Raw genomic sequence first — 26,261 nt, forward strand, 5'->3', positions numbered from 1 at the left:
ATAACTGAATCCAACTTGAGGTTTTAATCGCCCGAATGGTGATGCTGATTGCGAATCCAAATATTGTGCTGCGTATAGAATTCACCTTGCTGCTCTAGCTGATAGCCACCGAGCAGCAAGCCTAACCAAATTTCAATCAGGGACAGATTAAGCGCTTGCTGAAGCTGAGTGAACGAAATGGCTGTTGATGACTGTTGACACAGGTAGGTTGCAATGGCTTTAACCCAAGCCGACACATCTTCAACGTGAGCCACTGCCAGAGGACGTGCCGCCTCTATCTCGTCGGCCATTGCCAAAATTTCGGTCTTGTCGGTCGGTTGCGCCACGGAATCAGGCTGATAGGCGGGCTTTTTTTCAGTACGACGACGGCGCGATCGCACTAGGGTCGAAACATCCACATGCTGCGACTGACGTACTCGAATCCCCTCTAACAAACCATCTGTTGGAATTGGGCCTTCCGTGTTGTAGCCTTCTTCCCAATCATCAAAAATTTGGGCCGCTTTTGCCTGATAGATCTCCGCCAGTTCTGCCACGATGACACCCGCTAGCCGCAGTTGATCCAGATTCGGCAGCGTCACCAACTCCTGCTCTAGAGCATCCCACAGCAGCCGCAAATCAAAGCTCTCCAGATCTGACTGCGCCTCACTCAGAGTTGCCTTAAACTGCTGCTCTAGATCCTGCCGCTTCACCCTACCGCTCCTGGCGAGTGCCGTAGGGGACACTGAGCAACCGGACATTCCTCCGGTTCCAGCCGCACTTGAGCCTCAAACTCGCTAATGCCAAATCGCTCCTCCAGTTGAGTCAACACATCCTTGAGGTACTGGTTAATCTGACGATTTCGCAACCCCGCACAGTGAATCGGCTCAATTTCCATGATTCGCTGGCTGCCCTGCCACACCGAAACTGCGATCGCATGTAGAGGTGCATCCTGCCGCTTAGCTCGGTACAGATATAAGTAGGCCACGGTCGGGGCTGAAACAGGAACCGCTAATTCTTCAACAGCGACTTGTGCCACAGTCTGCTGCCGCTCAACTCTCCGCTTGGCGTTGTTATCTCGTCGATGCCGATAGTGCGATCGCTTACGAGGGCACCGCTGCTCATTCCAGCAGTTATCTCCATCTGCCCCATGCATCTGCTTAGCTTCATCAGCAGTCAACTGGGCACAGGCTAAACATTTAGGGTTAATCCGACGCGGCATCAGAATCCACTCAACTTCGTGACTGTCTAGGGAATTCGGTCTTTAGTGTATCGAAGATTGGGGGAAAGGGGCTAGAAAGGGTGAGGCGAGAGCGATTATCTTAAAAGTCAAGTCGAAAGGAGGTCAATTACGTCATAGCAGCCTCCGGTGGTTGCCAGTGCGTGCCGTGCTTGAGCATGGCATTGAGGATCGTCAGCAGCTTGTGCATAGCGGCAATGCGGGCGACTTTGGCTAACTTGCCACGCTGTTGCAGCCGCTCATAAAAGGCTTTGATGACAGGGTTGTAACGAACTGCAACTAGAGTGGCCATGTAGAGCATCTGCCGAACGGGTTTGCGGCCACCAAAGATCGAGCGCTGCCCTCGCTTTTGCCCACTATCGCGATTGAGCGGAGCCACCCCAACGAGAGCGGCAATTTGACGGTGTGAGAGCGTTCCTAGCTCCGGCAGCAGAGCCAACAGGGTGTTGGCAACCACCTGACCGACACCTGGAACAGAGGTCAGTTGAGCCTGGTGCTGCTGCCACTGTTGGTTGTGTTCCACTTGCTCATCAATCGCTTGGTCAAGGTCGCTGATGCGGTCTTTGAGCCAGTCGATATGGGCTTGAACGTCTTCCTGAGCGGGACCTCGCAGTCCAGCTAAACGGTTGCGCTCCATGGTGAGCATCTCCACTAATTGGCGGCGACGGGTCACCGCATCCTGTAACTGTTGGTGAGCCTCACTGGCCAACGGTCGTAGCGGAGGCTGCATCGCTTCGCCAAACCAGGCGAGGATCGCCGCATCGATTCGGTCGGTCTTAGCCAGTTGATTGGCAGCTCTGGCAAAGTTGCGAGCTTGCTTGGCGTTGATCACCGCTAGTGCATAGCCCTGCTGCTGTGCTGCAAGCGCGATGTGTCGCTCATAGCCACCTGTGGCTTCAACGATGATGCGACCCACCTGCGACGGCTTGGCCAACCGACGGGTTAAATCCTCAATTCCCTCACTGCTGTTGCTCACTCGGAAGTTCTCTCCAGACGGTCTAACATAAACATCCAGCCACCGTTTACACACATCAATGCCGACCCACTGCTTGACGGCTGATGACCTTGAGTCGGTTGATTGCGCGCACATAGTACTCTCCTTGTAGCGAATTCTAGATGGACGATACACACAACTCAGCCTTGCGTCATTCGGGATCTCTTTGTCCCTGCCGATGATCCGAGTTTGGGGTATCAAGTTGAGAGGCGACCCTGGCTCTCGCACGATGTCTCGCATCTCAGGAGGGTCGGTCTACCTCTCTTCTCTCAACATACAAGGAGTGAGGGGTGAGGGGTGAGGAGTAAAAGGGCTGTAGAGGCTGTAGAGGCTGTAGAGAAAGCTGAGGAGAGTAAGGGGAGAAAGAGGGGAAACGGGAGCAGGGGAGCAAAGAGTAGGGTGCTGTATAACCTCTTCGGGGATAGTCTACGCCAAAGCGAAGCGTAAACACATTGAGAAAATCATAGAGGCGGTAAGAGCGGCAAAGAAAATTGGGGAAACGGAAGATTTAGTAGGAATTGTTGCAACGCAAAATATACGGTCAAACCTTGAAATCATGGAGGAGAAAGGGTTCTGGGTTCTAAGGCAAAGTTGGGGGAAACGTTTCCCCAAGATTGAACAGGAAGCTGGTGAATCAGCTCGATTAGCGCTTGAATACGCTGGTCGAGGTTTTCAGATAATGCCTTGTCAGTAGGTATAGTCAGAGAGCTCAGTGGCAGCAGGCTGTGGAGTTTGCTCAAAACAGATATTGGCAGATTAGTGAGGTGCGAAAAGCAGGTTTCAAATTGCGATCGCAGCACTCCTGGCAGTCGCAATATATGTGGCCACAAGAACCACGATGCGTTTTGATCTTCAGGTTGTAGAACTAGTAAACGCTGAGCTTCGGCAGAACTTAGCGAAAACTGCGACGGACAGACAGAATTATTCTGCTGATACTGGCGCAGAATAAACGATTCAACAGGTGATTCTGACGATTCAGTTAATTCAAGAGCCGCAACTTGCGCCAAGGCTCGACTAGAGTCCTGGTACAAGTCCTGATCAAAATTACAGCCTTGAAATTGGCTAAATTGTAGCGATGCAATACTAGCTAAAGTCTTACCCTGGCTAGGGTTACGCCCTAACGACTGTAATAAGCTTGTACAGGTTGTGTAGTGTAGGTCAGGCTGGTTTGCATATTCTGCACTCAGATCAGTGTTGATATCAACAAGCCAATTAGGATTCAAGTCTTTGATCTTATCTAAACTCTTTAAAGTCTCCTCTCTATTTAAATTTTTTAGTGATCTCAAACTATCTAAATCCAGACTCAGATTATTTAAATCTAAATTCAGATCATCTAGACTCCAATTCTCTAAATTCAAGCTCTTTAAATTCAAATCTTTGTTCAGATCTTTATTTACATCATTTAGGCTGCTTAAGCTTTTTACAGCCAAATTCTGTTCTAAGTATTCTTCCAAATCTCGAGCGGTCTCTTGAACTTTCAATTCTTTAGGATGCCAGAGATCTGAATGACGATATAGAGAACTGCCACCAATTCCATAAACCTTAGTTAGTTTATTGAACCGTTCAGTTGCTCGATCTGGAAACTGATCCAGCTTTTGCATTTCTGATACAGCATTCCGAATCTTGTTGCGTGCTTGGTCGAACTGCTGTTGATTCCACTCAGAGCGAGGCTTTGGAGCATTTTCTAAACCAAGCTTTGTGGTCACACCTTTGTAGTGTAATTCGTAGTGTAATCCATAGTGAAAGTAGTGACTCTTTTCCACAGAGCGTGCCCAGTCTGCCGCTCGTTGAGCGATTTCGTGCTGGTGTTGACACCACTCTTTGTAACCTGGTAGCGATTGAGCCACAGCGACGATTTGATTAACCAATGCTTGTCCGGTCAGCGGTTCTCCACCGTGCAGGATGTGGTGAAAGATGTAGGTTCGCATAGCGATTCGGCCCAGCAGGCGATTGGTTTGACCGCAACTCGACCAGCCCGCTTCAATTTCAGCATTGAGATCCTGGATAAACTTTTTTGCTCCACCCGAAATTGGCTGAAACCCTTGCCACGTTTGCTTGAGGTATCGGGTGAGCGTTTTTGTCTCAAGCGTGTTGGCTTGTCTCGCACTGTGCCACTGTCTAACAAACGTATCTGAACTGCTCCAAATTGGCTGTAGGTCAGCATTGAGCAGATAAGAGCCAATCTGAAGTGGTAAGCGATGAGCGTGATACAGCGTCGGCTTACCAGCCCGGTTGTAGGACTTGGGATTGGGAAATAGCTCTAACTGCCCTGGATAGAGCTTGAAGCCCGCTTGCTGGAGCATATGAACCATGACGCGGGCAAGTTTCCAGGAGGGTAGTGCCTGGGTAAACGGGAAATACAAATGCAGTCCGCCGCTGTTACTGGACGTGCAAATGACGGAACGCACCAGTCCTAGCGGCTCTAGCGCCACCATGATGCGTGAGACGGCAAAAGAGTCTCGCTGCGGGTGATAAGGGCTGGTGATATCAATATCAAGCAGAGCATAGGACGTGGTGGAGCCAAACCGAACGCCGTATAAGTATCCACCTTGCTGGATGATGCGATCGGACAAAGGGTGACGGCTTTCAGTGTGCCAGTTTGGCTTGCATCCTGTCTCTGGAAAAGGGGCGTAGATATAGTCGTAGCGATGCGGAAATAGCGCGAGAAACGGATTGTCTTGTTCTCGCACATATTCAAATCGTTCCGCGATCGCACTTGCCGAAATATCGCACCTCCAAAGGGCAGCAGTTTGCGCCGCAAGCATTGTCCCAGAAGGGATTTCAGCCCATTTGGAAAGAGATTTTTTATTTTAAACTTATTAGCTTGTCTCACTTGGCTCAATGCCAAGCCCAGCCAGCGTTTCAGATTTTAGTAGTGAGACAACACGGAGACAAAGTGACACGATACAGAGCTATAGGTGATGTAATACAGAGTTATTTGTCTTATTCCAAAACCTTTGCCCTGCTTAAATTACAGCCGTTTTTATCCGTGAACTTGAGATCAGACAAGACAGAGATTTACAGCAAAAGAGACGAGGTGGCAGAAGACAATCAATCATTCTGTTGAAGCAAAAGTAGCTGTAAGGCTTGCAGAACAAGCAATTTGGCAAATCTCCGAAGATTGAGACAAAAGTGAGCTGATGCGGAGATGCTTGTCTTTGTTGATGAGGTGATGTGAAGCGCGATCTCAGAACCAGCAGAAAGCTCGCAACTCATTTGGTAGCGATAATATTGCTTGATTACACTAATATTACACTACAAATGAAAGCAGTATTTTAAGCTGTTTAATATTTCGGCTAAGTGGCAGCTAATCGTTATGTCCTAAGGCTTTTAGGCAACATAGCTACATAGATCTCACAACCTTAATAATGAATATTTCGAGATTCAGTGAGGTCAGATGACGCATTCAGTTGTGCTGCTTGAGTTAGACCGGATTCGATAAGGCATCACATCGTGAATTCGGGTTCAAATTTAGTGAGCCGATACGGAGATTTATGTCTTGTCTTAGAAAAGCAGTTGTCTTATCAGTTACTCGGTTGATATGGCTTGGCATCAGACCGCAAAGTGAGTGAATACGGAGCCGACTGTCTAATATGGCTTGGCAGTACTCAATTTGGCTTTAGCACTATTAGTGATGGGATGCGGATTATGTTGTCTCGTCTAAGTCTTACTGTGTACAAGCACAGGGCAAAGTAGCTAATTTTTCGCTGGATCAACGGCTTACAGGCGCTTTCAACCGTTGAGGATGAGACAACCTGAAGACAACGCTGCCGCCAATGCTCGCCGTTCCGCACTTGGATTGAGACAAGTGTTCAGTAAAACAAGTGAGCTGATACGGAGATTTTTGTCTGTTAATTGAGCGGCGCTCAAGTACCAAAAAGAGGACTGAAAACAGGCTCTATCAGCGCTTAATCAACCAGTGAGCCAATACGGAGATTTTTGTCTTGTCTTTAAAGTGAGACAAACTGAGACTTTTGATGTCGCCTTATGTACTGCAGAGCCTCAATTTTTGGATTTGAAAGTGATGGGATACGGAAATATCAGTGATGCAATGCGGAGCATGTTGTCTGATGCACATTGATTTGTATCAGATTGTTAAGTAGATCAAGGTGGGCACGCATAGAGAGGACGAGTTAGAGATCAAGGGTTAAACATTGCTTGGCTCCAAAGATTAATACAAGAGCCAGAGAGAAAAGTGCGATCTCATCTATCAGATTCCAAAAGAAGAGTTCAAAGGATTTCGGCCTATAAAGCGCCACCTGCTGCGATTGAGACAAACCCCAAAGCGTGATCACAGTCTCAAAGGTGAGCTGATACGGAGTATGTTGTCTCATTTGTCTGATTCCTGGTTGAGACAGCTCTGGGTGGCAGGTTGTTCTGAATGTGTCCAACTCCCTACAGGACAGTAAATTGCCGCGAGACTGAGACTGCTTTAATCGAATCGTGGTGCAAGAGTGATGCGATACGGAGTTTGCTCTAAATAGCTTGTCTCAGCTCTTAGTTGCAGAACTGTAGTGAATCGATACGGAGATATTGCTAGAGGTTGTCTCAGGAATGAGATATAAGGTTCGCTACAGATCAAGCCTTGAACCATAAGATTTTATTTTGGTTTGCATCAAAAATAATCACGATGCTAGTGATTACAGTTGATTCGTTTTGTGGTTAGATAATTTTTAATGTAAATCTTTTAATTCATAGATTTAAGTCTATGAATAAGCTTTCAATTTCTTCAGGCTAGTTTCGTGCAAGCCGTCTTTGCCGGAATTAGCGATTGCACAAGTTTGCACAGGTTTGTGGATTTGCTCTTTTGAAGACTTAGTCCAAATATATAGTTCGGTGGTCTAAGCCATGCAACTTACCAATAGGATTCATTTTAGAAATTTGAGGGGTGACATCTTTGGAGGTGTCACTGCCGCAGTTATTGCCTTGCCGATGGCGCTTGCCTTCGGTGTTGCTTCAGGTGCCGGTGCCGTCGCTGGTCTCTGGGGTGCGGTTTTAGTCGGATTTTTTGCAGCATTGTTTGGTGGAACTCCCACCCTGATTTCAGAGCCAACTGGTCCGATGACGGTTGTAATGACTGCCGTTATCGCCAATCTAACAGCGGCTGATCCAGAAAACGGGATGGCGATGGCCTTTACCGTTGTGATGCTGGCTGGGGTTTTCCAGATTATTTTTGGAGCGCTGCGGCTGGGTAAATACGTCACGATGATGCCCTATACGGTGATTTCGGGCTTTATGTCCGGTATTGGCGTCATTCTGGTGATTTTGCAGCTGGCACCGTTCTTAGGACAGGCCAGTCCGGCAGGGGGCGTTGTTGGGACGCTGCGTAGCATACCGGATTTGATTGCCAATATGCAGCCTGCCGAGACCGTGTTAGCGGTTGTGACGGTGGCGATTATCTGGTTTATGCCCTCGCGGTTTAAGAAGATTGTGCCGCCTCAGCTAGTGGCGCTGATCTTCGGTACCGTCTTGTCCTTGATGTTGTTCCCCGGTGTTGATATTCGTCGGATTGGCGAAATTCCGGCTGGTTTCCCCGCGTTGCAAGTGCCAACCTTCAGCCCTGATCAGCTACAGCTAATGCTTGTGGATGCGGCGGTACTGGGGATGCTGGGCTGTATCGATGCGCTATTGACTTCTCTAGTTGCAGACAGCTTGACTCGGACTGAGCACGATTCCAATAAAGAGCTGATTGGTCAAGGTTTAGGTAACTTAGCGTCTGGCTTATTTGGTGGTATCGCAGGCGCGGGTGCCACAATGGGTACGGTAGTTAACATCCAAACTGGCGGTCGGACGGCGCTTTCGGGTTTAACTCGTGCGGGTGTCCTGCTGGTTGTGATTCTGGGTGCAGCAAACCTAGCTGCCATGATTCCTCTAGCTGTACTGGCGGGTATTGCGCTCAAAGTTGGTATCGACATTATTGACTGGGGCTTTTTGAAGCGAGCGCATAAGGTTTCCGTTAAGGGCGCTCTGATTATGTACGGGGTGATTATCCTGACGGTCTTGGTTGACCTGATTGCAGCAGTAGGGATTGGTGTCTTCGTTGCCAATATCCTGACGATTGAGCGGATGAGCAATCTGCATTCTGAGTCTGTGCAAGCGATTACGGATTCCGATGATGCCATTACGCTAAATGCTAACGAAAAGCGCTGGTTAGATGAAGCCAATGGTCGCGTTCTGCTGTTCCAACTCAGCGGTCCGATGATCTTTGGTGTGGCAAAGGCCATTTCGCGCGAGCACAATGCGGTTTCCTACTGTGACTCCATTGTGTTTGACGTAACCGATGTGCCTCACATGGGTGTGACGGCAGCGTTAGCGCTAGAAAATGCCATCCAAGAAGCAATTGAAAAAGGTCGTCAGGTGTTTGTCGTCGGTGCAACGGGTCAAACCCTGCGACGCCTTGAAAAGCTTGGTATTACCGAACTGGTTCCTGCACATCATTTCTATACGGATCGGGCAGAAGCACTCAAAATTGCAGTGACCTCTCTGTACCAGTCTACAGAATCCAACCTTTTAGAGGCTGGCGCACAAAGTGCGATCGCACCTGAACGGTAATCGTTAACTCCAGCTTTCTCCCTTTCATAAAGAGAGAAACCCTCACCCTAGCCCTCTCCCTCGGGGAAAGGGAACAAGAAAAGAAAGTAAAGGACTTCCGGCTCCCCTCTCCTGCGGGAGAGGGGCTGGGGGTGAGGGCAATCAAACGTTCTGTTTTTAAGACAAGCAATTATGTTATCTAATCTTATTGCAAGTTTGCCGGTGAGCTGGGTTGATGTCTGGCCCTCAGCCCCGTTCCTCTTTGCTACAACGCCAGAATCTGAGTATGGTGCTTTTGTCCTGACGGGGGTGCTGCTGACCCTCGTGGTGATTTACATCATGAGCAAGCTAGGGGGTGAGCTGTCCAAGCGGCTAGATTTGCCGCCGGTGCTCGGCGAGCTGGTCGGTGGCGTCATCGTGGGTATCTCAGCCCTGCACCTGCTGGTGTTTCCCGAAACGGGCGCAACGGCTGCCGATTCTATGCTGATGTCGGCGTTGCAGTGGCTCGGCAATCTGGATGCGGAAGCTGTCACTCATATCTTCCAAAGCCAGAGCGAGGTGATTTCGGTACTGGCGGAACTGGGCGTTATCGTTCTGCTCTTTGAAATTGGTCTAGAGTCTGACCTGCGGGAACTAGGCAAGGTTGGCTACCAGGCGGCGGTCGTGGCTGTAGTTGGTGTAGCAGCTCCCTTCATTCTCGGCACGGTTGGCTTAGTGATGCTGTTTCACGCCCCTGTGATTCCATCCATCTTTGCTGGTGCAGCGCTTACCGCGACCTCGATTGGTATCACGTCCAAAGTTCTGTCTGAACTGGGACATCTCAAGTCCACGGAAGGTCAAATTATTGTCGGTGCAGCGGTCATTGATGACGTACTCGGCATCATCGTTCTAGCCGTTGTTGCTAGCTTGGCTAAGACGGGTGAAGTTGATCTGCTGAATGTTGTTTACCTGATTGTCAGCGCCAGTGCCTTCCTGTTAGGTGCCATCTTCTTAGGTAAATTTTTCAACACAAGCTTTGTTGCGATCGCAGATAAGCTGCAAACTCGCGGCGCATTGTTAATCCCAGCGTTCACATTTGCACTGGTAATGGCCTTCTTGGCGAATGTAATTCACTTAGAGGCGATTCTGGGTGCCTTTGCTGCGGGTTTGGTTCTCGATGAAACCGACAAGCGCAAGGAACTGGATCAGCAGGTGATGCCAATTGCCGATATCCTGGTGCCCATTTTCTTCGTAACTGTCGGTGCGAAGGCTGACCTGAGCGTGTTGAATCCGGCTGTTGCTGAAAACCGCGCTGGCCTCATCATTGCCACCTTCTTAATCGCTGTAGCCATCATCGGTAAGGTGGTCACAGGTTGGGCCGTATTTGGCAAGCCCGGTGTGAACCGCCTCGCGATTGGTGTTGGCATGATTCCACGAGGCGAAGTTGGCTTGGTCTTTGCCGGAATTGGTTCGGCCAGTGGCGTTCTAGATAAGCCCTTGGAAGCGGCCATCATCGTAATGGTAATTCTGACCACCTTCCTCGCACCGCCCATGTTGCAATGGACATTGAAAGGCAGTCAGCCTGACGACGGCGAAGCGGTGACAGAAGAAGCCAAACCTGCCGCAGAACCAACCCTCTCGGTTACCAAGTAATGTCGTAGGTTGGGTTGAACAACGTGAAACCCAACAGTATCAAAAGTTTGCCGAGTTTCGCTATCACTCAACCTAACCTACAGGATTACTCCAGATTAATTCGTTTTTACAGATGCGTCTTCACGGTGGGCAATGCCCACCCTACGCTTTTATAAACCTTATATCTTGCTCCTCTCACCTGACTTAATTTAGCCATGTCACTTTTAGAAGCATGTGTCTTTGCCACCGTTATGTGTGGCTTTTTTGGCATCATCCTGAAAAAAAATTTGATGATGAAAATCATCTCGATGGACGTGATGAGCACCGGGGTGATTGCCTATTATGTCCTGTTTGCCGCCAAAGGAGGCTTATTTACGCCCATTCTTTCAGAGCGAACCACTGAATCGGTGGCATACGCTGATCCGGTGCCACAGGCTGTGATTTTGACCTCAATCGTAATTGGCTTTTCGATTCAAGCGCTGATGCTAGTCGGTGTCATGAAGTTATCGAAAAATCACCCAACATTAGAAACGAGCGATATTGAAAAGCACGTTCAGTAAAAAACAAGAGATTAATGCCGTTGGGACATTAGCGTAGCTATGCCCCGACTATTACCAATCCTTTGCAAGACTGCACTGAACAAGGGGCTTAAACCCCTTGCCCTATAAATGTTTATTCTGTTCATCCTCTATTTGGATTGGTATACGCCCAAAACATCATTGCGCATGACGATTAAGCCATGAATACGCTAACGATTGTCTGGATAGCACTGCCATTTTTCATCGGGTTCAGCATTTATCTGCTGCCCAAGCTGGCGCGTTACCTAGCGCTGGGAGTTGCTTGTGTCTCTTTGCTCTATGGGGTGCAGCGGCTGTTGGATCCAACGGTCTTGAATCTGCAACTGATTGATAACTTTGGGGTGACGCTGACTGTTGATTCACTGAGCGGGTTCTTTATCCTGACCAATGGGTTAGTGACCGCAGCGGTGATTCTGTACTGCTGGCATCAGGGGAAAAGCAGCTTCTTCTATACCCAGATGATCATCCTGCATGGCAGCGTGAATTCAGCCTTTATTTGCGCAGATTTCATCAGCCTTTATGTGACCTTAGAATTAATCAGTATTGCGGCATTTTTGCTGATTACGTATCCTCGAACTGATCGTTCTATTTGGGTGGGACTACGCTATCTATTTATTAGCAACACGGCGATGCTGTTCTACCTGATTGGAGCCGTATTGGTCTATCAGGCCAATCAGTCTTTTGCTTATGAAGGGTTGCGGACTGCGCCTAATGATGCGATCGCACTCATTGCTCTGGGCTTACTGACGAAAGGCGGCATTTTTGTCTCGGGTCTGTGGCTGCCGCTGACCCATTCTGAAGCGGATACTCCAGTGTCAGCGTTACTGTCAGGCGTGGTGATTAAAGCAGGTGTGTTTCCCTTGGTGCGCTGTGCGCTGATGGTGGAAGAGCTTGAGCCAATTGTACGGCTGTTTGGGGTCGGAACAGCGTTACTCGGCGTCAGCTATGCCATCTTTGAGAAAGATACCAAGCGGCTGTTGGCGTTTAGCACCTTGTCTCAGTTGGGGTTTGTATTAGCAGCTCCCCAGGTGGGTGGTTTTTATGCGCTGACGCATGGATTGGTGAAATCGGCGCTGTTTCTGATTGCAGGCAACTTACCCAGTCGCAGCTTTAAGCAACTTCAGCAAGCGCCGATGGCGACACCCATTTGGTTGGTGCTGGTGATTGCTAGCTTCTCAATTTCTGGATTCCCTCTACTATCAGGGTTTGGTGCAAAAGTTTTGACGATGAAGAACCTGCTGCCGTGGCAGGTGGTGGTGATGAATATTGCGGCATTGGGAACCGCGATCGCATTTGCCAAGTTTATCTTTTTGCCCCATCAGCCAGAATCTGAAGCTGATCCAGCGGCGGACTTGAAACACAAACTTAAACCTGGCTTTTGGCCCGCGATGTTTTTGCTGCTGGGTGGATTATTCGCTGCCAACGGAGTGTATTACGAAGCTTACTCGCTAGCAAACATTGTGAAGCCATTATTGACAATTGGTTTGGGCTGGTTGGCTTACGGCTTGATTTTCAAGCAATTGGTGTTCAGGCTACCGCTCATCCTAGAAAAATTTGACCATTTAATTGGAGGAATGAGTCTGATGCTGATGTCGCTGTTTTGGATGGTGCTGGCCTGATTGGTTAGTTCAAGGTTGGAAACGAGTGAGATTGAGAAGCACGTTCAGTGATGGGTTTGATGAGTACGCTAACGATTGTCTGGATAGCACTGCCATTTTTCATCGGGTTCAGCATTTATCTGCTGCCCAAACTGGCGCGTCACTTAGCGCTGGGAGTTGGCTTTATGTCAATTGCCTACGGGTTACAGCGGCTGATGGATCCGACGGTCTTGAATCTACAGCTAATTGATAACTTTGGGGTGACGCTAACCGTTGATTCGCTCAGTGGGTTCTTTATCCTGACCAATGGGTTAGTGACAGCAGCGGTGATTCTGTACTGCTGGTATCGGGGGAAAAGCAGCTTCTTCTATACCCAGATGATCATCCTGCATGGCAGCGTGAATTCAGCCTTTATTTGCGCAGATTTCATCAGCTTATACGTTGCCTTAGAACTGATGAGCATTGCCGCATTTTTGCTGATTACATATCCTCGAACCGATCGTTCTATCTGGGTAGGACTGCGCTATCTGTTTGTTAGCAATACGGCCATGCTGTTCTACCTGATTGGAGCCATATTGGTCTATCAGGCCAATCAGTCCTTTGCCTATGAAGGGTTGCGGACTGCGCCCAATGATGCGATCGCACTTATTATCTTAGCCTTACTCACCAAGGGCGGCATTTTTGTCTCTGGTTTGTGGCTACCGTTGACCCATTCTGAAGCCGATACTCCGGTATCGGCCTTGCTCTCAGGCGTGGTGATCAAAGCGGGTGTGTTTCCCCTGGTGCGCTGTGCGCTGATGGTGGAAGAGATTGAGCCGATTGTGCGGCTATTTGGCGTCGGAACGGCACTGCTGGGAGTTGCCTATGCTGTTTTTGAGAAAGATACCAAGCGGATGTTGGCGTTCCATACGGTTTCGCAGCTTGGCTTTGTGATGGCGGCACCGCAGGTGGGCGGTTTTTATGCGCTGACGCATGGACTGGTGAAATCAGCGCTGTTTCTGATTGCGGGCAACTTGCCCAGCCGCAGCTTTAAGGAGCTGAAGCAAACGCCAATCGCCACACCAATTTGGTTTGCCTTAATAATTGCCAGCTTCTCGATTTCTGGATTCCCCCTACTGTCAGGTTTTGGTGCAAAAGTCTTAACGATGAAGAACCTGCTGCCGTGGCAGGTGGTGGTGATGAATGTTGCGGCACTGGGAACGGCAATTTCATTTGCCAAGTTCATCTTTCTGCCCCATCAGTCAGAATCCGAGGCTGATCCAGATGCGGAAGCAAAGCACAGACTCAAACCGGGCTTTTGGCCAGCCATGATTTTGCTGTTAGGCGGACTGTTTGCTGCAAACGGGGTTTACTACGAAGCTTATTCATTAACGAATGTGGTCAAACCCTTGCTGACAATTGCTTTGGGCTGGTTGGCTTATGGCTTGATCTTCCAGCGAGTGGTGCTGAAGCTGCCCCGCGTGTTGGAGGAGTTTGAGCATTTGATTGGAGTGATGAGTCTGACGCTGATGTCGCTGTTTTGGATGGTGCTGGCATGATTGGCTATTTAGATTTAATCCTACGATTAACAATTTGGTTCTTGCTGACGGCTGATTTGAGCTTGACCAATATTCTGATCGGCGTGTGTATCGCCTTCTTGTTGCCGCGTCGTGTAACTGCTCCTGCCGTGCTGAAAGACTGGCTGCATGTGCTCTGGGAAATTATTGTGGCCATTCCCAAAGCCTATATTGAAGCAATTGAAATCATGGTGCGGCCCCATAAGTATGAAGACATCACGCTGGAGCGGGTGAAACCGAATCGCACACCAGGGCTAATTTTTCTCGATATTTTTCTGATTACATTTACGCCGAAAACCATTGTGTCGAAGTGCCACGAAAACGGCTGGTATGAAGTCCATCGCGTCCGGAGGAAGAAACCATGAACTGGGTAGTGATTGCCATGATTCTAGCCTTACTGATTCCGATCTATGAGGCTTGGCAAGATGAAGATATTTGGCAAAAGATGCTGGCCTTTGCCAGTATTGCCACCAAAACGTCGGTCATGGTGCTGGTGGTGTCGGTGTTGCGCGGTGACTGGATGATTGGGGTGGTAGGGGTGCTGATCCTCAGCGTTGGCAATGCGGCTCTGATGCTGCTGGCCCACATTCTCAGACGGATGAATGAAGCGGATGCAGATTTGCAGGTTTTGGAGTAGTGACCACCATGATCAACGTAATTAGCTATGCCCTAATTGGCCTGGGCCTGGTCTTTTGGTTCTGGGGAACATTGCCGCTGTTGGGCAATCGTTCGGTGTTCTTCAAACTGCACAGCCTGTCCGTAGCCGATACGCTTGGCTCCATGAGTATTATTGTTGGGCTGCTGCTCAGAATTCCCCATCAATGGCCGCTGTTGGTTTTTGCGCTCATTTCCCTGGCGATTTGGAATACGGTGCTGGGGTATGTGCTGGCCTACTGTTCAAGACCGACGTATACCAGAGCGACTTATACCAGCCGAGGAGGGAGTGATCATGTTTGAAGGAGTTTCTGAGAGATTATTGGCTGAAGACTTGTACATAGTTGCGATCGCAGCTCTACTACCACTAACTGCTGGCATGGTCGTCACACAGGTGAATCCTTACTATGCCCTAATCATGCGCGGTATTTTAGGTGCAGTCGCCGCTCTGGTCTATGCCTTGTTTGGTGCAGCGGATGTGGCGCTGACGGAGGCGCTAGTGGGTACGATGCTGTCAATTACGCTCTATGCGATCGCAGTTCGTTCTTCCATGAGTATGCGGCTCGGTGTAGTTAAGGGTGAATTGGAACAAGTCTTGGTGCCTGAGCCAGCCGCGCCAGTAGAGGACTTGCAAGAACTAGAAGAACTAGATGCAATAGATGCAATAGATGCGCTAGATGCGATCGCACCGGCTACGAATTCAGATGATCCACTCAAGCATCCGCCTGAACCAACGCAGGCTAAACAACTGCTGGATGCCTTACGCCAACTGCTGCGGAAGCATCACCTGCGGCTGAATCTAGTTTTCTATCCCGATCGGTCAGCACTGAAATCGGCGCTGGCAGCTAAAGAGGTGCATAGTATCTGTGTGCGGGTAGCAAACCCAGCTAGCTCGACGGATCAAACTCCAACCTATCAGCTTCAAACCCACGTGCCGCGTCTATATGAGCTGATGCAGAGTGGCAGTTTACCAAGTGCGGTCGATTTGACGCTGTTTGAGCCAGTGAATCCAAAGTTGTCCGAGTCTCAGCTTGTCCAAGTTCAACCGCCCAATGCCGTGGAGGTTCAGTCATGAAGTGGATTTACGTTGCTGTTGGTATCGCTCTCTATCTCAAGATGCTGGTCTTCCCAAATCCAGCGGTGGACGCTGCTGAGCTGTCGATCGTGGAAATGGTGGTGCAGGATACTGGGGTGCCGAATGCGGTTTCGGGCATCATCTTCCGCAACCGCCTCTATGACACCATTTTTGAGGTTGTCGTCTTTACGATCGCCATTATGGGCGTGCGGTTTCTGCTAGCGGATGAGCAGCCCTCTTGCACTATTTACCAGTTCACCGACCATCCCTCGATTGTGCTGGCGCGACTGGGGGCAACGATTGCCGCCTTGGTCAGTATTGAGCTAGCGATCCGGGGACATCTCAGTCCTGGCGGGGGATTCGCGGCGGGTGTCGCTGGCGGCACTGCCATTGGTCTGGTGGCCATTACCTCTTCGGCCAAGTGGATGGAGGGAATCTACAAACGCTGGCAGGCAGCCGCTCTCGAGAAGGTGTCAGTGCTGATCTTTGTCGTTCTGGCTGCCGTGTCGCTGATTGGCATCGAACTGCCGCACGGTGAGCTGGGTGGATTAGTGAGCGGTGGCTGGATTCCGTTACTAAACGTGCTGGTGGCGGTTAAAGTAGCGCTAGGCGCATGGGCGGCAATCTTGATCTTTATCCGCTATCGGGGGTTACTCTAAACATAATGGTAGTTCTGCAAAGGGAGCAATGTTTACGTGTGTGGACACCGCCCACACACGTAAGCATTCTCGGTATAGCTTTTATCGCCATTATTTTAGCTATTGCCCTGCTGATGAAGCTGCCTCCTCTGGGTTGGCATCCTCGGCAGAATATTGCAGCTTCCACAGTGACCTCGGCCTTAGGTTATCCTAAGAGCTTGCTCAAGAGCCGATCGTTTTATGGGCTGTGGATTTGCTATGCGATTGGCACTCTCGTCGGGTTGAGCGCGATTGGCATGTCTAGTCCAGTTGGTGAGGAAATTATTGATATTAATCCGACGTTGGCGGCTAGTAGTGTCTCTTTGTTTGCCGTGTTTAACGGGGTGAGCCGTCCATTGTTCGGTTGGTTAAGCGATCGGTATAAGCCTCACTATGTGGCAATTTTGTCCTATGTGCTGGTCTTGATTGCCTGCGTGTTAATGATGAATGCTCAAACTGGACAGGTTGCGACTTATCTCGTTGCGTTTTGCCTATTTTGGTTCTGTCTAGGGGGTTGGTTGGCTATGGCTCCCACAATCACGCTGCGCTTTTTTAATCCTGACCATTACGCTCAAAACTACGGCATTGTCTTCACGGCCTATGGGGTTGGTGCGTTGATTGGAACGTTGGTGACGGGCCGCATTCGAGATTTCTTTGGGACGTACAACTATGTGTTTTATCCGATGGCGCTGTTAGCCGTAATTGGCATTGTTGTGGCTTGTATTTTGCTTAGACGAGATCGATATTAAGTGTTGGGGGAAGTGCGATCGCGCGTGTGGTGAAGCTGGCAGATTATGGGGATGAGGTGCTGGGGAAGTGCGATCTCGAATACCTATTATGCTTAATTTGTGAAAAAAATTAGATGTTATTGAGCAGATCTGAGGTACAACTACGGAAATCAGAGTGCTCTTTGCTACATTAGACCAGTTGCTGGTTTCAAAAGAAGATAAGAGGAAGTAATTAGTGAGACAGTCTAGCAATCCCGCTTTACGCCGACTGTATGAAGATGGTTGTTTGGGTGCAAAAAATTGCTAGGAGAGCAGTCTCATTAGCTAACTCCGTATAAAGCTTTTGTACTCATTTGTCGAGATGATCTGCTAGCCTGAAGCATTCAGAAAATGCGGTTTAGAGAAAAACATTGTGTTGCAACTTTGTCATAATCCCATACGTAGATCATCGTATTTTCTCAAACGTTAGTTTTGGCTAGAGTTCAGATAGGTAACTTATAAAAGTTCCTGTTTGTTAACTACTCACTATGCCAAGGAGATAATTATGCCGCCGATTAATAATTTAACAATTCAATCTATATGGGAGCGTGGTCCTCGGGCAATTCAGGGTTGGTACTTTAATACGGTTGATTTGAATACAGGTGTGGGAGGTGCATATATTTATGCTGGTTGGCAGCGGGGCAATAACCATCCAATAACTTCTTTAGGATTTGGCGCATATTCCACTAGTCAGCAAGATAATCCCTGGCCAGGTTGGAATTGGAATATGAATGACCTAAATCGAGGTGCTGGTGGAAGATTCATATACATGTTTTGGCGCTCTAGTCCAGGTTATCGTCCAATCTACAATATTACATTTCTCGTAACAGGATTGAACTCGCCTCCTTCAATACCCGGATATCGAGCAATTTCAGTGGATCTAAATATGGGGTCAGATGGTCCGTATATTTGGCCGTATGTTACATATGATTCAAATCTAGGAAGTGACGCTGCATTCAAAGGTTTTGACTTACGAGAAGGTGAAGTAGTAAAAGTCTTTAACCACGCTGATCTGAAGGAAGAGGAGAAAGTTTATAAAACCTATGTTGAAGAATTAGTAAAAGCTGAGTAAGAACTACTATTTGGCTGCGTAATTCTACTATGCTTCTAAACTAGCGAGGCTGCGATCTTTATGCAGTAGGAAAGACTTGTCTGCTTATGGGCACTTGCGATCAGGTTTTTTCCTACTATGGCAGTTTGCTTAGAGTAGACTGAGGCACGAAACCTAACACCTACAGATTGTAGCCATCACTAAGTGCGATCGCACCTCTAGCATAGTGTGCGTTCCTTAATGCGATTTTTTTACTTCATTGGTAAATCGCTGGGAACGCACCTTGCTCATGTATTTCTTTGATTAATTAAACCATCTGCCACGTCATCTCCTGCCCTGCTCCTAACGGCACCAGCCCAGCTTCCACAAATGGCACCTCATCCGGCACCCGCCAAGTCGTTTTCGTCAGCGTAATCTGTTCCGTATTGCGCGGCAGCTGATAAAAATCTGGCCCATAGAAGCTGGCAAACGCCTCCAGTTTATCCAGTGCATCAACGCTTTCAAAGGCTTCTGCGTATAGCTCCAGGGCGTGCAGCGCCGAGAAACAGCCCGCACAGCCACAGGAACTTTCCTTGCTATTGCGGGGATGGGGAGCGCTATCAGTCCCCAGGAAAAACTTGGGATTGCCCGATGTTGCCGCTTGCAGAATAGCTTGGCGATGCTGCTCCCGTTTCAAAATCGGCAGGCAATAAAAATGGGGACTAATGCCACCTTTGAATAGGCTATTGCGGTTAAACAGCAAATGCTGTGGCGTAAGCGTGGCCGCCATATTGTCGGCAGACTGAACAAACTGTACCGCGTCCGATGTCGTAATGTGCTCCAGCACCACGCGTAGGTTTGGAAACCGCTGCTTGAGCGGAATCAAATGCTGCTCGATAAACACTTTCTCCCGATCGAACACATCCACATCCTGATCGGTCACTTCCCCATGCAGCAACAGCGGCATATCAACCTGCTGCATTGCTTCAAAAACGCGATCGCACTTGCGAATGTCTGTCACGCCGGATTCTGAATTGGTGGTTGCTCCGGCTGGATAGTACTTAACCGCTTTGACAAACTGGGCTTCCTTGGCCGCAATAATCTCGTCGGGGCTGGTGTTGTCAGTTAGGTAGAGCGTCATCAGTGGCTCAAACTGCTGGCCTGCTGGCCTGGCCGCCAAAATGAGATCGCGATAGGCCGCTGCATCCGCCACTGTGCGGACTGGCGGTTTCAAGTTTGGCATGATGATGGCACGGGCAAACTGGCGCACCGTATGGGGTAGAACCGCTTTCAGTGCTGCACCATCGCGGAGATGTAGATGCCAGTCGTCGGGTCGGGTAATGGTAAGCTGCTGCATTCTTTCATTATAAAACTGGGAGTGCGATCGCAGATTTGCTTCGCTCAGTGTGAGGAAGTGCGATCGCAATTTATGTTGCTGAGTGCTGGAAAGTAGTAAAATCAAATACTACTGATTGTTCACTGATTTTGCCTTAAAACTAAAAAAAAGAAAACATAACAAAGCTAAAACGAAAGAGGATTCTGGCACACTTTTTTGTTTTCCTGTTTCAGGTATGGTGCTGATGAACAACTTAGGACCTTTATTTGAAAACTTGGATCTTGCTAAAACAGTTGCACCTGGATCTTGTGCTCGGACAGCAAATCCTGCAAAGCCATTTCCCTCTAGCATAAGGTTGCTTAGAAAATTAGTAACATCAAATCTCACTATTTGTTCCGTCTTATCGGCAAAATCTGATGAGATGACAACTGAGTCGAGGATATCTCCAGACTCGAAGTCAGAAGCATCCGGTTTCCCGTTGCCAATATATCCCAGAACATTCAATGCAGAGGGTCTGCGAGATGGTGCTCCTAATCCAACTACTAGATTAGGTAAAACTGTTATTTGAAAAATTGCTTTATCGATGATTTCATTAGGATCAATGAAAAAATTACTTACATTGAATTCAGCATGTTCGCTTGCTTCACCAATAGAACCTAAAACCACCGTATCGAAATTTCCTGGAAAAACCTTTTCAGGCTCTCCTTTTCCATCAAAAGGAAAATTACCAGAGCCACCATCAATAACCTCAAATGTAATATCTGGTTCTATGCTAAAACTGGCTGCGCTTACGGTTTGAGTGGTAACTAGGTTCAAGCATATCGATGTACCCAAACCAGCAACCAGAAGCACACTTTGAAAGTTTTTCTGAATAAAAGGATGCATACTGAATCCTGTAGCTACATACCCTAGCTATCATGAAATTTAAAATCATCCTTGTAACAGATACTATAGTTTACCGAGTCTTTACTAAGACGTAATAATATTACTCGGCCTCTTTAACAGCCAATAACCTTTCTCGTGCTTCATCTGGCAATTCAACCATTACAAATCGGCTAGCTGGATAAAGATAATCCTCTCCAGACTCATCAATGACACGCAAGCAACCTACCTCATTCGCTTTGTCGTCTGGTAGAACACGATAAACCTTCCAGATTTCTAGATCCTCATCTGTTTCGGCCACAGTGCAAATTGCAAATTGAATATCTATCTCTGCTGCATGCATAGGTCTAATCTAGAACGCGCTTAACTTTCATTTTACGCCGACCAATTCCATGTGCTTCATACCAGTGGACTTCTGCTTGGCGGACTTCCCCATTCGGAAACTGCACAAGTCCAACTCCTTTTAGCTTGCGCCAGCGACGGCCTCCAAAATTGGCTTTAAGCTTCTTCAACTCACGGATTGATAAATTGACGGCGATGACTTCAATATTTGTCAGTTCTCCGATCAGCTCAAAATCGTTTCCCATGCACCAGGTATTTCAACCACTAATCTAAATCATCTACAAATGCAGCAATCGCCGTAACTTTTTGTCTAACTCATCTGTAATTGCTCGATCGCCGCGTTCCAGTTTGCCCACATAGTCTGCACTAATTCCCAAGAAGCCACCTAGCTCTTTGCGGCTCCAGCCGCGCTTTGTGCGACCTGCCCGCATTTGTTCTCCAGTCAGCGGATCAACGGGAGGTGCAGCCGGAATTTGCTTCGGACGCTTGGGTTCTTTGACTTTTGAAAGCAGTACTGGAATCGGATGCGGTGGCCGAATCGTGAGCTTAGCCCGCAGGATGCGCTCGATGATTTTTACCTTGCGCCAGTCCTTCGGCTTCTTCGCTTTGCTGCCCGGTTGTAGCCAATCCGGATAGGTTTCTGGGTCAAACTCAATGTGCCAGCCCAAGTCCATCAAAAGCTTGAGAGCCTTATTCCAGCGGTTTTTCAGGTCGCGAGCTTTGTACTTATCGGTCAGCGCCTTGTCAATTTCGGCGGTGGCAATCACCTCTTCCAGCAGGCTTTTCACTTTGTAGTCATAGGGGTTTTGATTGCGTACCCGCACCCGCGAATCAAGTGTGAGCTGAATCGCCAGCCGCAGCGCCATTTCGTTGTGATAGGGGTCAATTTGCAGGATATCGCGGGCTAGATAGCCAAACTGGTGCAGCGCTTCTCGGGCGCGGTTCCCAGCCCGGTTGAGGAAGTGCTTCGTCCAGAGGCCAGGGCTGACGGTGATATAGACTTCTTCCGGTCGCTCGATTTTGCCTGTGACCCAGTCAATTTGGCCGTGGGGGTCGATCAGCACGTCCCACATGCGGCCAATTGGGGTGCTGGCATCGACCTTGCGTTTGCCGCGACCTTCGGCCCAGACGGATTTCACTAGCAGACAGGACAGGGCATAGGCGGTGCTGGCGACGGAGTTGCGCTTTTCGGACAGGCTGGTGTTGTGGTTGCGCTCCCAGCCCAGCAGCTGAATAATGTCGCTGGCTTTGAGCGTAAACGTGCTTTTCCACGGCTCGTCTTCTTCCATTGTGCGGGCGGCAAAGATGAGCTGGAGCTTTACGGTATCAAAGCCGAACTTGTCGATGATTTGCTCGGCGGCTTCCCAGGGCAGCATGGCGATGTCGCCGGGGCTGGTGATGTAGTGCTCGATAAAGTTGGCTGGATTGGATTTGCTGCGATACTGAAAAACGGCTAGATCATCTTCGCTTTGCTGCCACAGGTCGGGACGGAGCTGAGCGCGGATGCTGCTGGCGATGGGGATGGCGGTGGGTAGGGGGGTGACGGGAGCGAGATCAAGGCTGGTGTCGGTGGGGGAGGGAGTGCGCTGCTTCAGCCCCAAAAGCCGCTCGATGTCTTGCACAGAGCAGTTGGGCAGGTTCAAACCTTCGATAATTCGCTGGGTGATGTCGTGGCAGTAGATTTGGCCGAAGAAGCTGATCTTGGTGTGTAGTTCCGATGGATCGGAGCTTTTCAAGTAGGAGTCGATGGTTTGTCGCACTTCAGTGTGGGTGAAGTTTTGGATACCGTCGTTAGTGAGTTTGGTTTCGGCTTCTTCTAGTGCCCAGATGACCAGATTTGCACCAATCGCACGGGCAAATTCTTCGCGAAAGTCCACATGACTGAAAAAGTCTGCTAGGCAGCTTTTCAGGTAGGCGCGGGTTTCTTCTTCGTCGAGGACAATTTCGAGCTGATTGGCTTTTTTGCGGCGACCTTTGGCCAGCTTGAAGTGGGGCAGGCTGATGTCGAGGGCTTCGAGCCCTTGGGTTTGAATCGTTTCTTCGATGCGCTGCTGGTAGGCTTCAAATAAAGCTTGGAAAAGCTGCAGGGTAATTAGATCCGGCAGCGATGAGGCATCGCGCAGGATGACGGTGAGCTGATCGAGAAAGTCGGGGGTAAGGGTATCGTTGACCAATTGCGCCCGGTAGTAGCCTTTTTCGGAGGGATCAGAGGATTGGCTGGTTTGCGATCGCACATCCACATCCACATCTCCATCTCCATTATCAGCATTTTGTTCTGGATTGAGCTGAATGGTGATTTTCCAACTGTCGGAGTCCCCGGTGTTGAGCGGAGGAGCAGACGGATTCGATTGGGAGAGGGAGTGATTGGTTTTGGACATTGCCAGGTGGAATCGTGGGTCTGCGATGGTAACAGTGGGTGTCAGAAGGATGTCGTTAAGTCTGGTTGACACGATATTATGCCAATTCTTGCCAAGAGAATCAAAAGGCTTAAGAAATCCTTGATGAAGTACAAAGTGAATAGTTTATTCGTGTTACTTTTAGGTGTGTGATTGAAAGCGACACGAATAAACTAATAGTACCGTTCACCTCACATCGCGCATATTTCTCCAAGTAGAGTTTTTGCAGGTCATCGCTCTGCAAAAAATTTCCGACTAGTTGAGGTCGCTTAAAGTGCCAGTGAGATTTAAAAATAGGTGTTGCGATCGCATAGCACTCCAGGCCAAACATTTATGTCCCAGAGTACAGGTGGAGCGAAGCATAAAACGCTCCGCTCCATATACCCTATGAATTGAGCAGTTTGGCCAAGGTAGTCTGAGTATCTGATTCATAGAGCTGGTGCAGATACTGGGTCACTGCATCGACGAATTGGGAGGACTGGGGCAAGTCCCCAAAAATTTCGGACAGGTTTAGCAGCGGCATCGGATCAGCACCACCCGCTTGCGCCCGTTCCGATAGGATGTCGGCCATCGGGTCGTCCAGCGGCAGGTCGTGGCCCTGATCATCCTTACCGTTCAGGTAGCGGAACCAGGCGGCAATGGTGAAACTCAGGTAGTCAATTGAGCCATTCTGATCGAGCTTGTCCCGTATGGAACCAAGCATCCACTTGGGCAGCTTAGCTGAGCTGTTGAGGCAGAGGCGAGGTAGCTGATCGCGAATTTTGGGATTCGAGAATCGCTCGATTAACGTCTGCTTATACTGACTAACGTCAATACCGGGAACAGGCCGCAGCGTGGGCGTAACTTCATCCATCAGCCGTTCTGCCGCCTGCCGAATTTGGTCGTCGGCCATCGCCTCATGAACGTAGGTATAGCCCTTGAGTGAACCCAAATAACCAATCAGCAGATGGCTGGTGTTGAGCAGCCGGATTTTCATCATCTCGTAGGGATGAACATCATCCGTCATCTGCACACCCACCGATTCCAACTCGGGGCGACCGTTGCAGAAGCGGTCTTCCACCACCCACTGAGTAAAGGGTTCCGCTACTACAGGCCAGGCATCATCGATATGAAACTGGTCGGCCACCATTTCGAGGTCGGCAGGTGTGGTCGCCGGGGTAATCCGATCCACCATGCAGTTTGGGAAGGCAACGTTCTCGGCAATCCAGTTACCCAAGTCGGGATTTTGGTGTTTGGCGAAGGTGGTCAGCATCTTGCCGACCATATCGCCATTGCCCTGGATGTTATCGCAGGAGAGGACGGTAAAGGGAGCCATACCCCGCTGCTGCCGCCGCGCCAGCGCCGCTGTCAAGAAACCGTAGACCCCGTAGGGTTCGTTAGGGTTCTGCAAATCATGCTGAATCGTCGGGTGGTTCACGTCAAACTCACCGCTGCCTTCGACCACGTAGTAGCCGCCTTCAGTAATGGTCAGCGTGACGATGCGGCACTGCGGGTCAGCCAGGGTTTCGATTACGGCCTCCCGATCATCCGGCGCAAACAGATAGCGGGTAATCGAGCCAATCACGCGGGCCTCATCGCCGTCTGGAGAGCGCTCCACCAGCGTATACAAACAGTCCTGAGAGTGCAGAGCATCGCGCATTTTGCTGTCGAACTCCAGCAGGCCAACGCCGCAGATACTCCAGTCGCTGCCGGGGTTTTGTTCCAGATAGTTATCCATATAGAGCGCCTGATGCGCCCGGTGGAAACCGCCAACGCCAAAGTGGACAATGCCGTGGGTCACCTGGCTACGATCGTACCTAAGAATACGCACCTGATCCGGCAACTGTGAAAGGTTCCGCTCATTCAGCTTGACGATGGATTTGGTGGGGTTGCTGTTCATGACTGATTTCTAGGGATTCGTGGGTATAGTTTCGCGTCAGGTGATGACGCTCGGCTTTCGGGATAGCCAGACCGTTAGCGTCGAACAGGTGGCACAAGTCGCCATCGATATAGATAGGAACGCGATCGCGAACTTTAGCTCGACTGTCGCCATTGGTTTGGACGATAAAGGTATCGCCGCCAGCAATCTTGACGTAGAGGTAGGTTTCGCCCCCGAGCCGTTCAACCACCAGCACTTCGCCCATAATGGTGGGATTGTTGGCATCAATCCGCAGATGTTCAGGACGGACGCCCAGAGTGGCGCGATCTCCTGCTGACAGCAGCTTGGGCTGCACAGGTACAATGACGCTGGCATCACCGGGTAGCCGAACGACCGTGCCAGAGTCTTGGACGCCAACGGTTTGCACGGGCAAGAAGTTCATCTTGGGCGAACCAATAAATCCAGCTACAAACAGATTATTGGGATGGTGGTACAGTTCCAGCGGAGAGCCAACCTGCTCCACAATGCCGCCCTGTAGCACGACAATTTTGTCGGCCAAGGTCATGGCTTCCACTTGGTCGTGAGTCACGTAGATCATTGTTGCTTCAAGGCTTTCGTGCAGGCCAGATAGCTCAATCCGCATTTGCACCCGCAAGGCGGCATCCAGGTTGGATAGCGGTTCATCAAACAGGAACACCTTGGGATTGCGAACCAGTGCTCGACCAATTGCTACCCGCTGCCGCTGTCCACCGGAGAGGGCTTTGGGCTTTCGATCCAGCAGTGGCTCAAGCTGTAAAATACGACCGACATCCCGTGCCCGCTCCATCCGCTGGGCTTTCGGGACACCAGCTAACCTCAGGCTGAAGGCCATATTCTCGGCCACGGTCATGTGCGGATACAGCGCGTAGGTCTGAAACACCATTGCCAGTCCCCGCTTGTCCGGCGGCACATCGTTCATGCGCTGGCCATCGATCAGCAAGTCGCCAGAGGTGATATCTTCCAAGCCTGCAATCATGCGTAGCAGCGTTGATTTACCGCAGCCGGAGGGGCCAACGAAGACGACGAATTCCTGGTCATTGATATCCAGGTCAACGCCTTTAATCACCTCGTGGTCAACATAGGTTTTATGGATGTCTCTTAATGTGACGGTTGCCATCGGT

Annotated in this window: 23 protein-coding genes; 12 read left to right on the plus strand and 11 right to left on the minus strand. The window is 49.6% G+C overall.

The window, feature by feature from the left end; translation table 11 throughout:
- Positions 1-23 precede the first annotated feature (23 nt).
- The 4 genes from AC286M_RS02875 to AC286M_RS02890 all read right to left on the minus strand — a co-directional run bounded on the left by AC286M_RS02875 (position 24) and on the right by AC286M_RS02890 (position 4,975).
- Entirely contained in the window at positions 24-689 is a 666-nt protein-coding gene (locus tag AC286M_RS02875) for a hypothetical protein (protein ID WP_488202944.1), read from the minus strand.
- Entirely contained in the window at positions 686-1,198 is a 513-nt protein-coding gene (locus tag AC286M_RS02880) for a hypothetical protein (protein WP_488202945.1), read from the minus strand. Before AC286M_RS02880 ends, AC286M_RS02875 begins: the two co-directional genes overlap by 4 nt.
- A gap of 127 nt (positions 1,199-1,325) precedes the next feature.
- A complete protein-coding gene (locus tag AC286M_RS02885) occupies positions 1,326-2,306 on the minus strand; it encodes an IS110 family RNA-guided transposase (protein ID WP_488202946.1) in 981 nt (326 codons plus the stop codon).
- Between the two features lie 458 nt (positions 2,307-2,764).
- A complete protein-coding gene (locus AC286M_RS02890) occupies positions 2,765-4,975 on the minus strand; it encodes a hypothetical protein (protein ID WP_488202947.1) in 2,211 nt (736 codons plus the stop codon).
- 2,083 nt (positions 4,976-7,058) lie between these two features.
- Here AC286M_RS02890 and bicA point away from each other — a divergent pair.
- The 12 genes from bicA (at position 7,059) to AC286M_RS02950 (ending at position 18,329) form a co-directional block, all read left to right on the plus strand.
- A complete protein-coding gene (gene bicA, locus AC286M_RS02895) occupies positions 7,059-8,762 on the plus strand; it encodes a bicarbonate transporter BicA (RefSeq protein WP_488202948.1) in 1,704 nt (567 codons plus the stop codon).
- Positions 8,763-8,933: 171 nt separating this feature from the next.
- Positions 8,934-10,373, plus strand: a complete 1,440-nt coding sequence (locus AC286M_RS02900) for a cation:proton antiporter (RefSeq protein WP_488202949.1) — start codon at positions 8,934-8,936, stop codon at positions 10,371-10,373.
- 194 nt (positions 10,374-10,567) lie between these two features.
- Positions 10,568-10,912 (plus strand): cation:proton antiporter subunit C, encoded by a 345-nt coding sequence (locus tag AC286M_RS02905; RefSeq protein WP_488202950.1) that lies wholly within the window; start codon positions 10,568-10,570, stop codon positions 10,910-10,912.
- 179 nt (positions 10,913-11,091) lie between these two features.
- Positions 11,092-12,549, plus strand: coding sequence for a cation:proton antiporter (locus tag AC286M_RS02910; RefSeq protein ID WP_488202951.1), 1,458 nt, complete (start codon positions 11,092-11,094; stop codon positions 12,547-12,549).
- 59 nt (positions 12,550-12,608) lie between these two features.
- Positions 12,609-14,066 carry a cation:proton antiporter gene (locus AC286M_RS02915; RefSeq protein ID WP_488202952.1) on the plus strand — a complete coding sequence of 486 codons (1,458 nt, stop codon included), beginning with the start codon at positions 12,609-12,611 and terminating at the stop codon, positions 14,064-14,066.
- A complete protein-coding gene (locus AC286M_RS02920; RefSeq protein WP_488202953.1) occupies positions 14,063-14,449 on the plus strand; it encodes a cation:proton antiporter in 387 nt (128 codons plus the stop codon). The genes AC286M_RS02915 and AC286M_RS02920 overlap by 4 nt, the downstream gene beginning before the upstream one ends.
- Positions 14,446-14,721, plus strand: coding sequence for a hypothetical protein (locus tag AC286M_RS02925; protein ID WP_488202954.1), 276 nt, complete (start codon positions 14,446-14,448; stop codon positions 14,719-14,721). The genes AC286M_RS02920 and AC286M_RS02925 overlap by 4 nt, the downstream gene beginning before the upstream one ends.
- An 8-nt stretch (positions 14,722-14,729) precedes the next feature.
- The gene (locus tag AC286M_RS02930; RefSeq protein WP_488202955.1) at positions 14,730-15,041 is read left to right on the plus strand and encodes a monovalent cation/H(+) antiporter subunit G; all 312 of its coding nucleotides are present in this window, start codon (positions 14,730-14,732) and stop codon (positions 15,039-15,041) included.
- A complete protein-coding gene (locus tag AC286M_RS02935) occupies positions 15,034-15,813 on the plus strand; it encodes a DUF4040 domain-containing protein (RefSeq protein ID WP_488202956.1) in 780 nt (259 codons plus the stop codon). Before AC286M_RS02930 ends, AC286M_RS02935 begins: the two co-directional genes overlap by 8 nt.
- Positions 15,810-16,472 (plus strand): Na(+)/H(+) antiporter subunit B, encoded by a 663-nt coding sequence (locus tag AC286M_RS02940; RefSeq protein WP_488202957.1) that lies wholly within the window; start codon positions 15,810-15,812, stop codon positions 16,470-16,472. Before AC286M_RS02935 ends, AC286M_RS02940 begins: the two co-directional genes overlap by 4 nt.
- Before the next feature lie 113 nt (positions 16,473-16,585).
- A complete protein-coding gene (locus AC286M_RS02945) occupies positions 16,586-17,239 on the plus strand; it encodes an MFS transporter (RefSeq protein ID WP_488202958.1) in 654 nt (217 codons plus the stop codon).
- 523 nt (positions 17,240-17,762) lie between these two features.
- Positions 17,763-18,329 (plus strand): hypothetical protein, encoded by a 567-nt coding sequence (locus AC286M_RS02950; protein ID WP_488202959.1) that lies wholly within the window; start codon positions 17,763-17,765, stop codon positions 18,327-18,329.
- A gap of 286 nt (positions 18,330-18,615) precedes the next feature.
- Here the strand turns inward: AC286M_RS02950 and pyrC are convergent, their stop codons facing one another.
- The 7 genes from pyrC to AC286M_RS02985 all read right to left on the minus strand — a co-directional run bounded on the left by pyrC (position 18,616) and on the right by AC286M_RS02985 (position 26,257).
- A complete protein-coding gene (pyrC, locus tag AC286M_RS02955) occupies positions 18,616-19,749 on the minus strand; it encodes a dihydroorotase (protein ID WP_488202960.1) in 1,134 nt (377 codons plus the stop codon).
- A 3-nt stretch (positions 19,750-19,752) separates the two neighbouring features.
- Positions 19,753-20,508 (minus strand): hypothetical protein, encoded by a 756-nt coding sequence (locus tag AC286M_RS02960; protein ID WP_488202961.1) that lies wholly within the window; start codon positions 20,506-20,508, stop codon positions 19,753-19,755.
- Positions 20,509-20,608: 100 nt separating this feature from the next.
- Positions 20,609-20,848: a hypothetical protein gene (locus AC286M_RS02965; RefSeq protein ID WP_488202962.1), complete on the minus strand. Its 240-nt coding sequence runs from the start codon at positions 20,846-20,848 to the stop codon at positions 20,609-20,611.
- A 4-nt stretch (positions 20,849-20,852) separates the two neighbouring features.
- The gene (locus AC286M_RS02970; protein ID WP_488202963.1) at positions 20,853-21,092 is read right to left on the minus strand and encodes a hypothetical protein; all 240 of its coding nucleotides are present in this window, start codon (positions 21,090-21,092) and stop codon (positions 20,853-20,855) included.
- Positions 21,093-21,125: 33 nt separating this feature from the next.
- Positions 21,126-23,225 (minus strand): helix-turn-helix domain-containing protein, encoded by a 2,100-nt coding sequence (locus tag AC286M_RS02975; RefSeq protein WP_488202964.1) that lies wholly within the window; start codon positions 23,223-23,225, stop codon positions 21,126-21,128.
- A 403-nt stretch (positions 23,226-23,628) separates the two neighbouring features.
- On the minus strand, positions 23,629-25,122 hold the full coding sequence (locus AC286M_RS02980) for a mannitol dehydrogenase family protein (RefSeq protein WP_488202965.1): 1,494 nt from the start codon (positions 25,120-25,122) through the stop codon (positions 23,629-23,631).
- On the minus strand, positions 25,082-26,257 hold the full coding sequence (locus tag AC286M_RS02985) for an ABC transporter ATP-binding protein (RefSeq protein WP_488202966.1): 1,176 nt from the start codon (positions 26,255-26,257) through the stop codon (positions 25,082-25,084). The genes AC286M_RS02980 and AC286M_RS02985 overlap by 41 nt, the downstream gene beginning before the upstream one ends.
- Positions 26,258-26,261 lie beyond the last annotated feature (4 nt).

The sequence above is a fragment of the Thainema salinarum CENA647 genome (assembly GCF_057732415.1).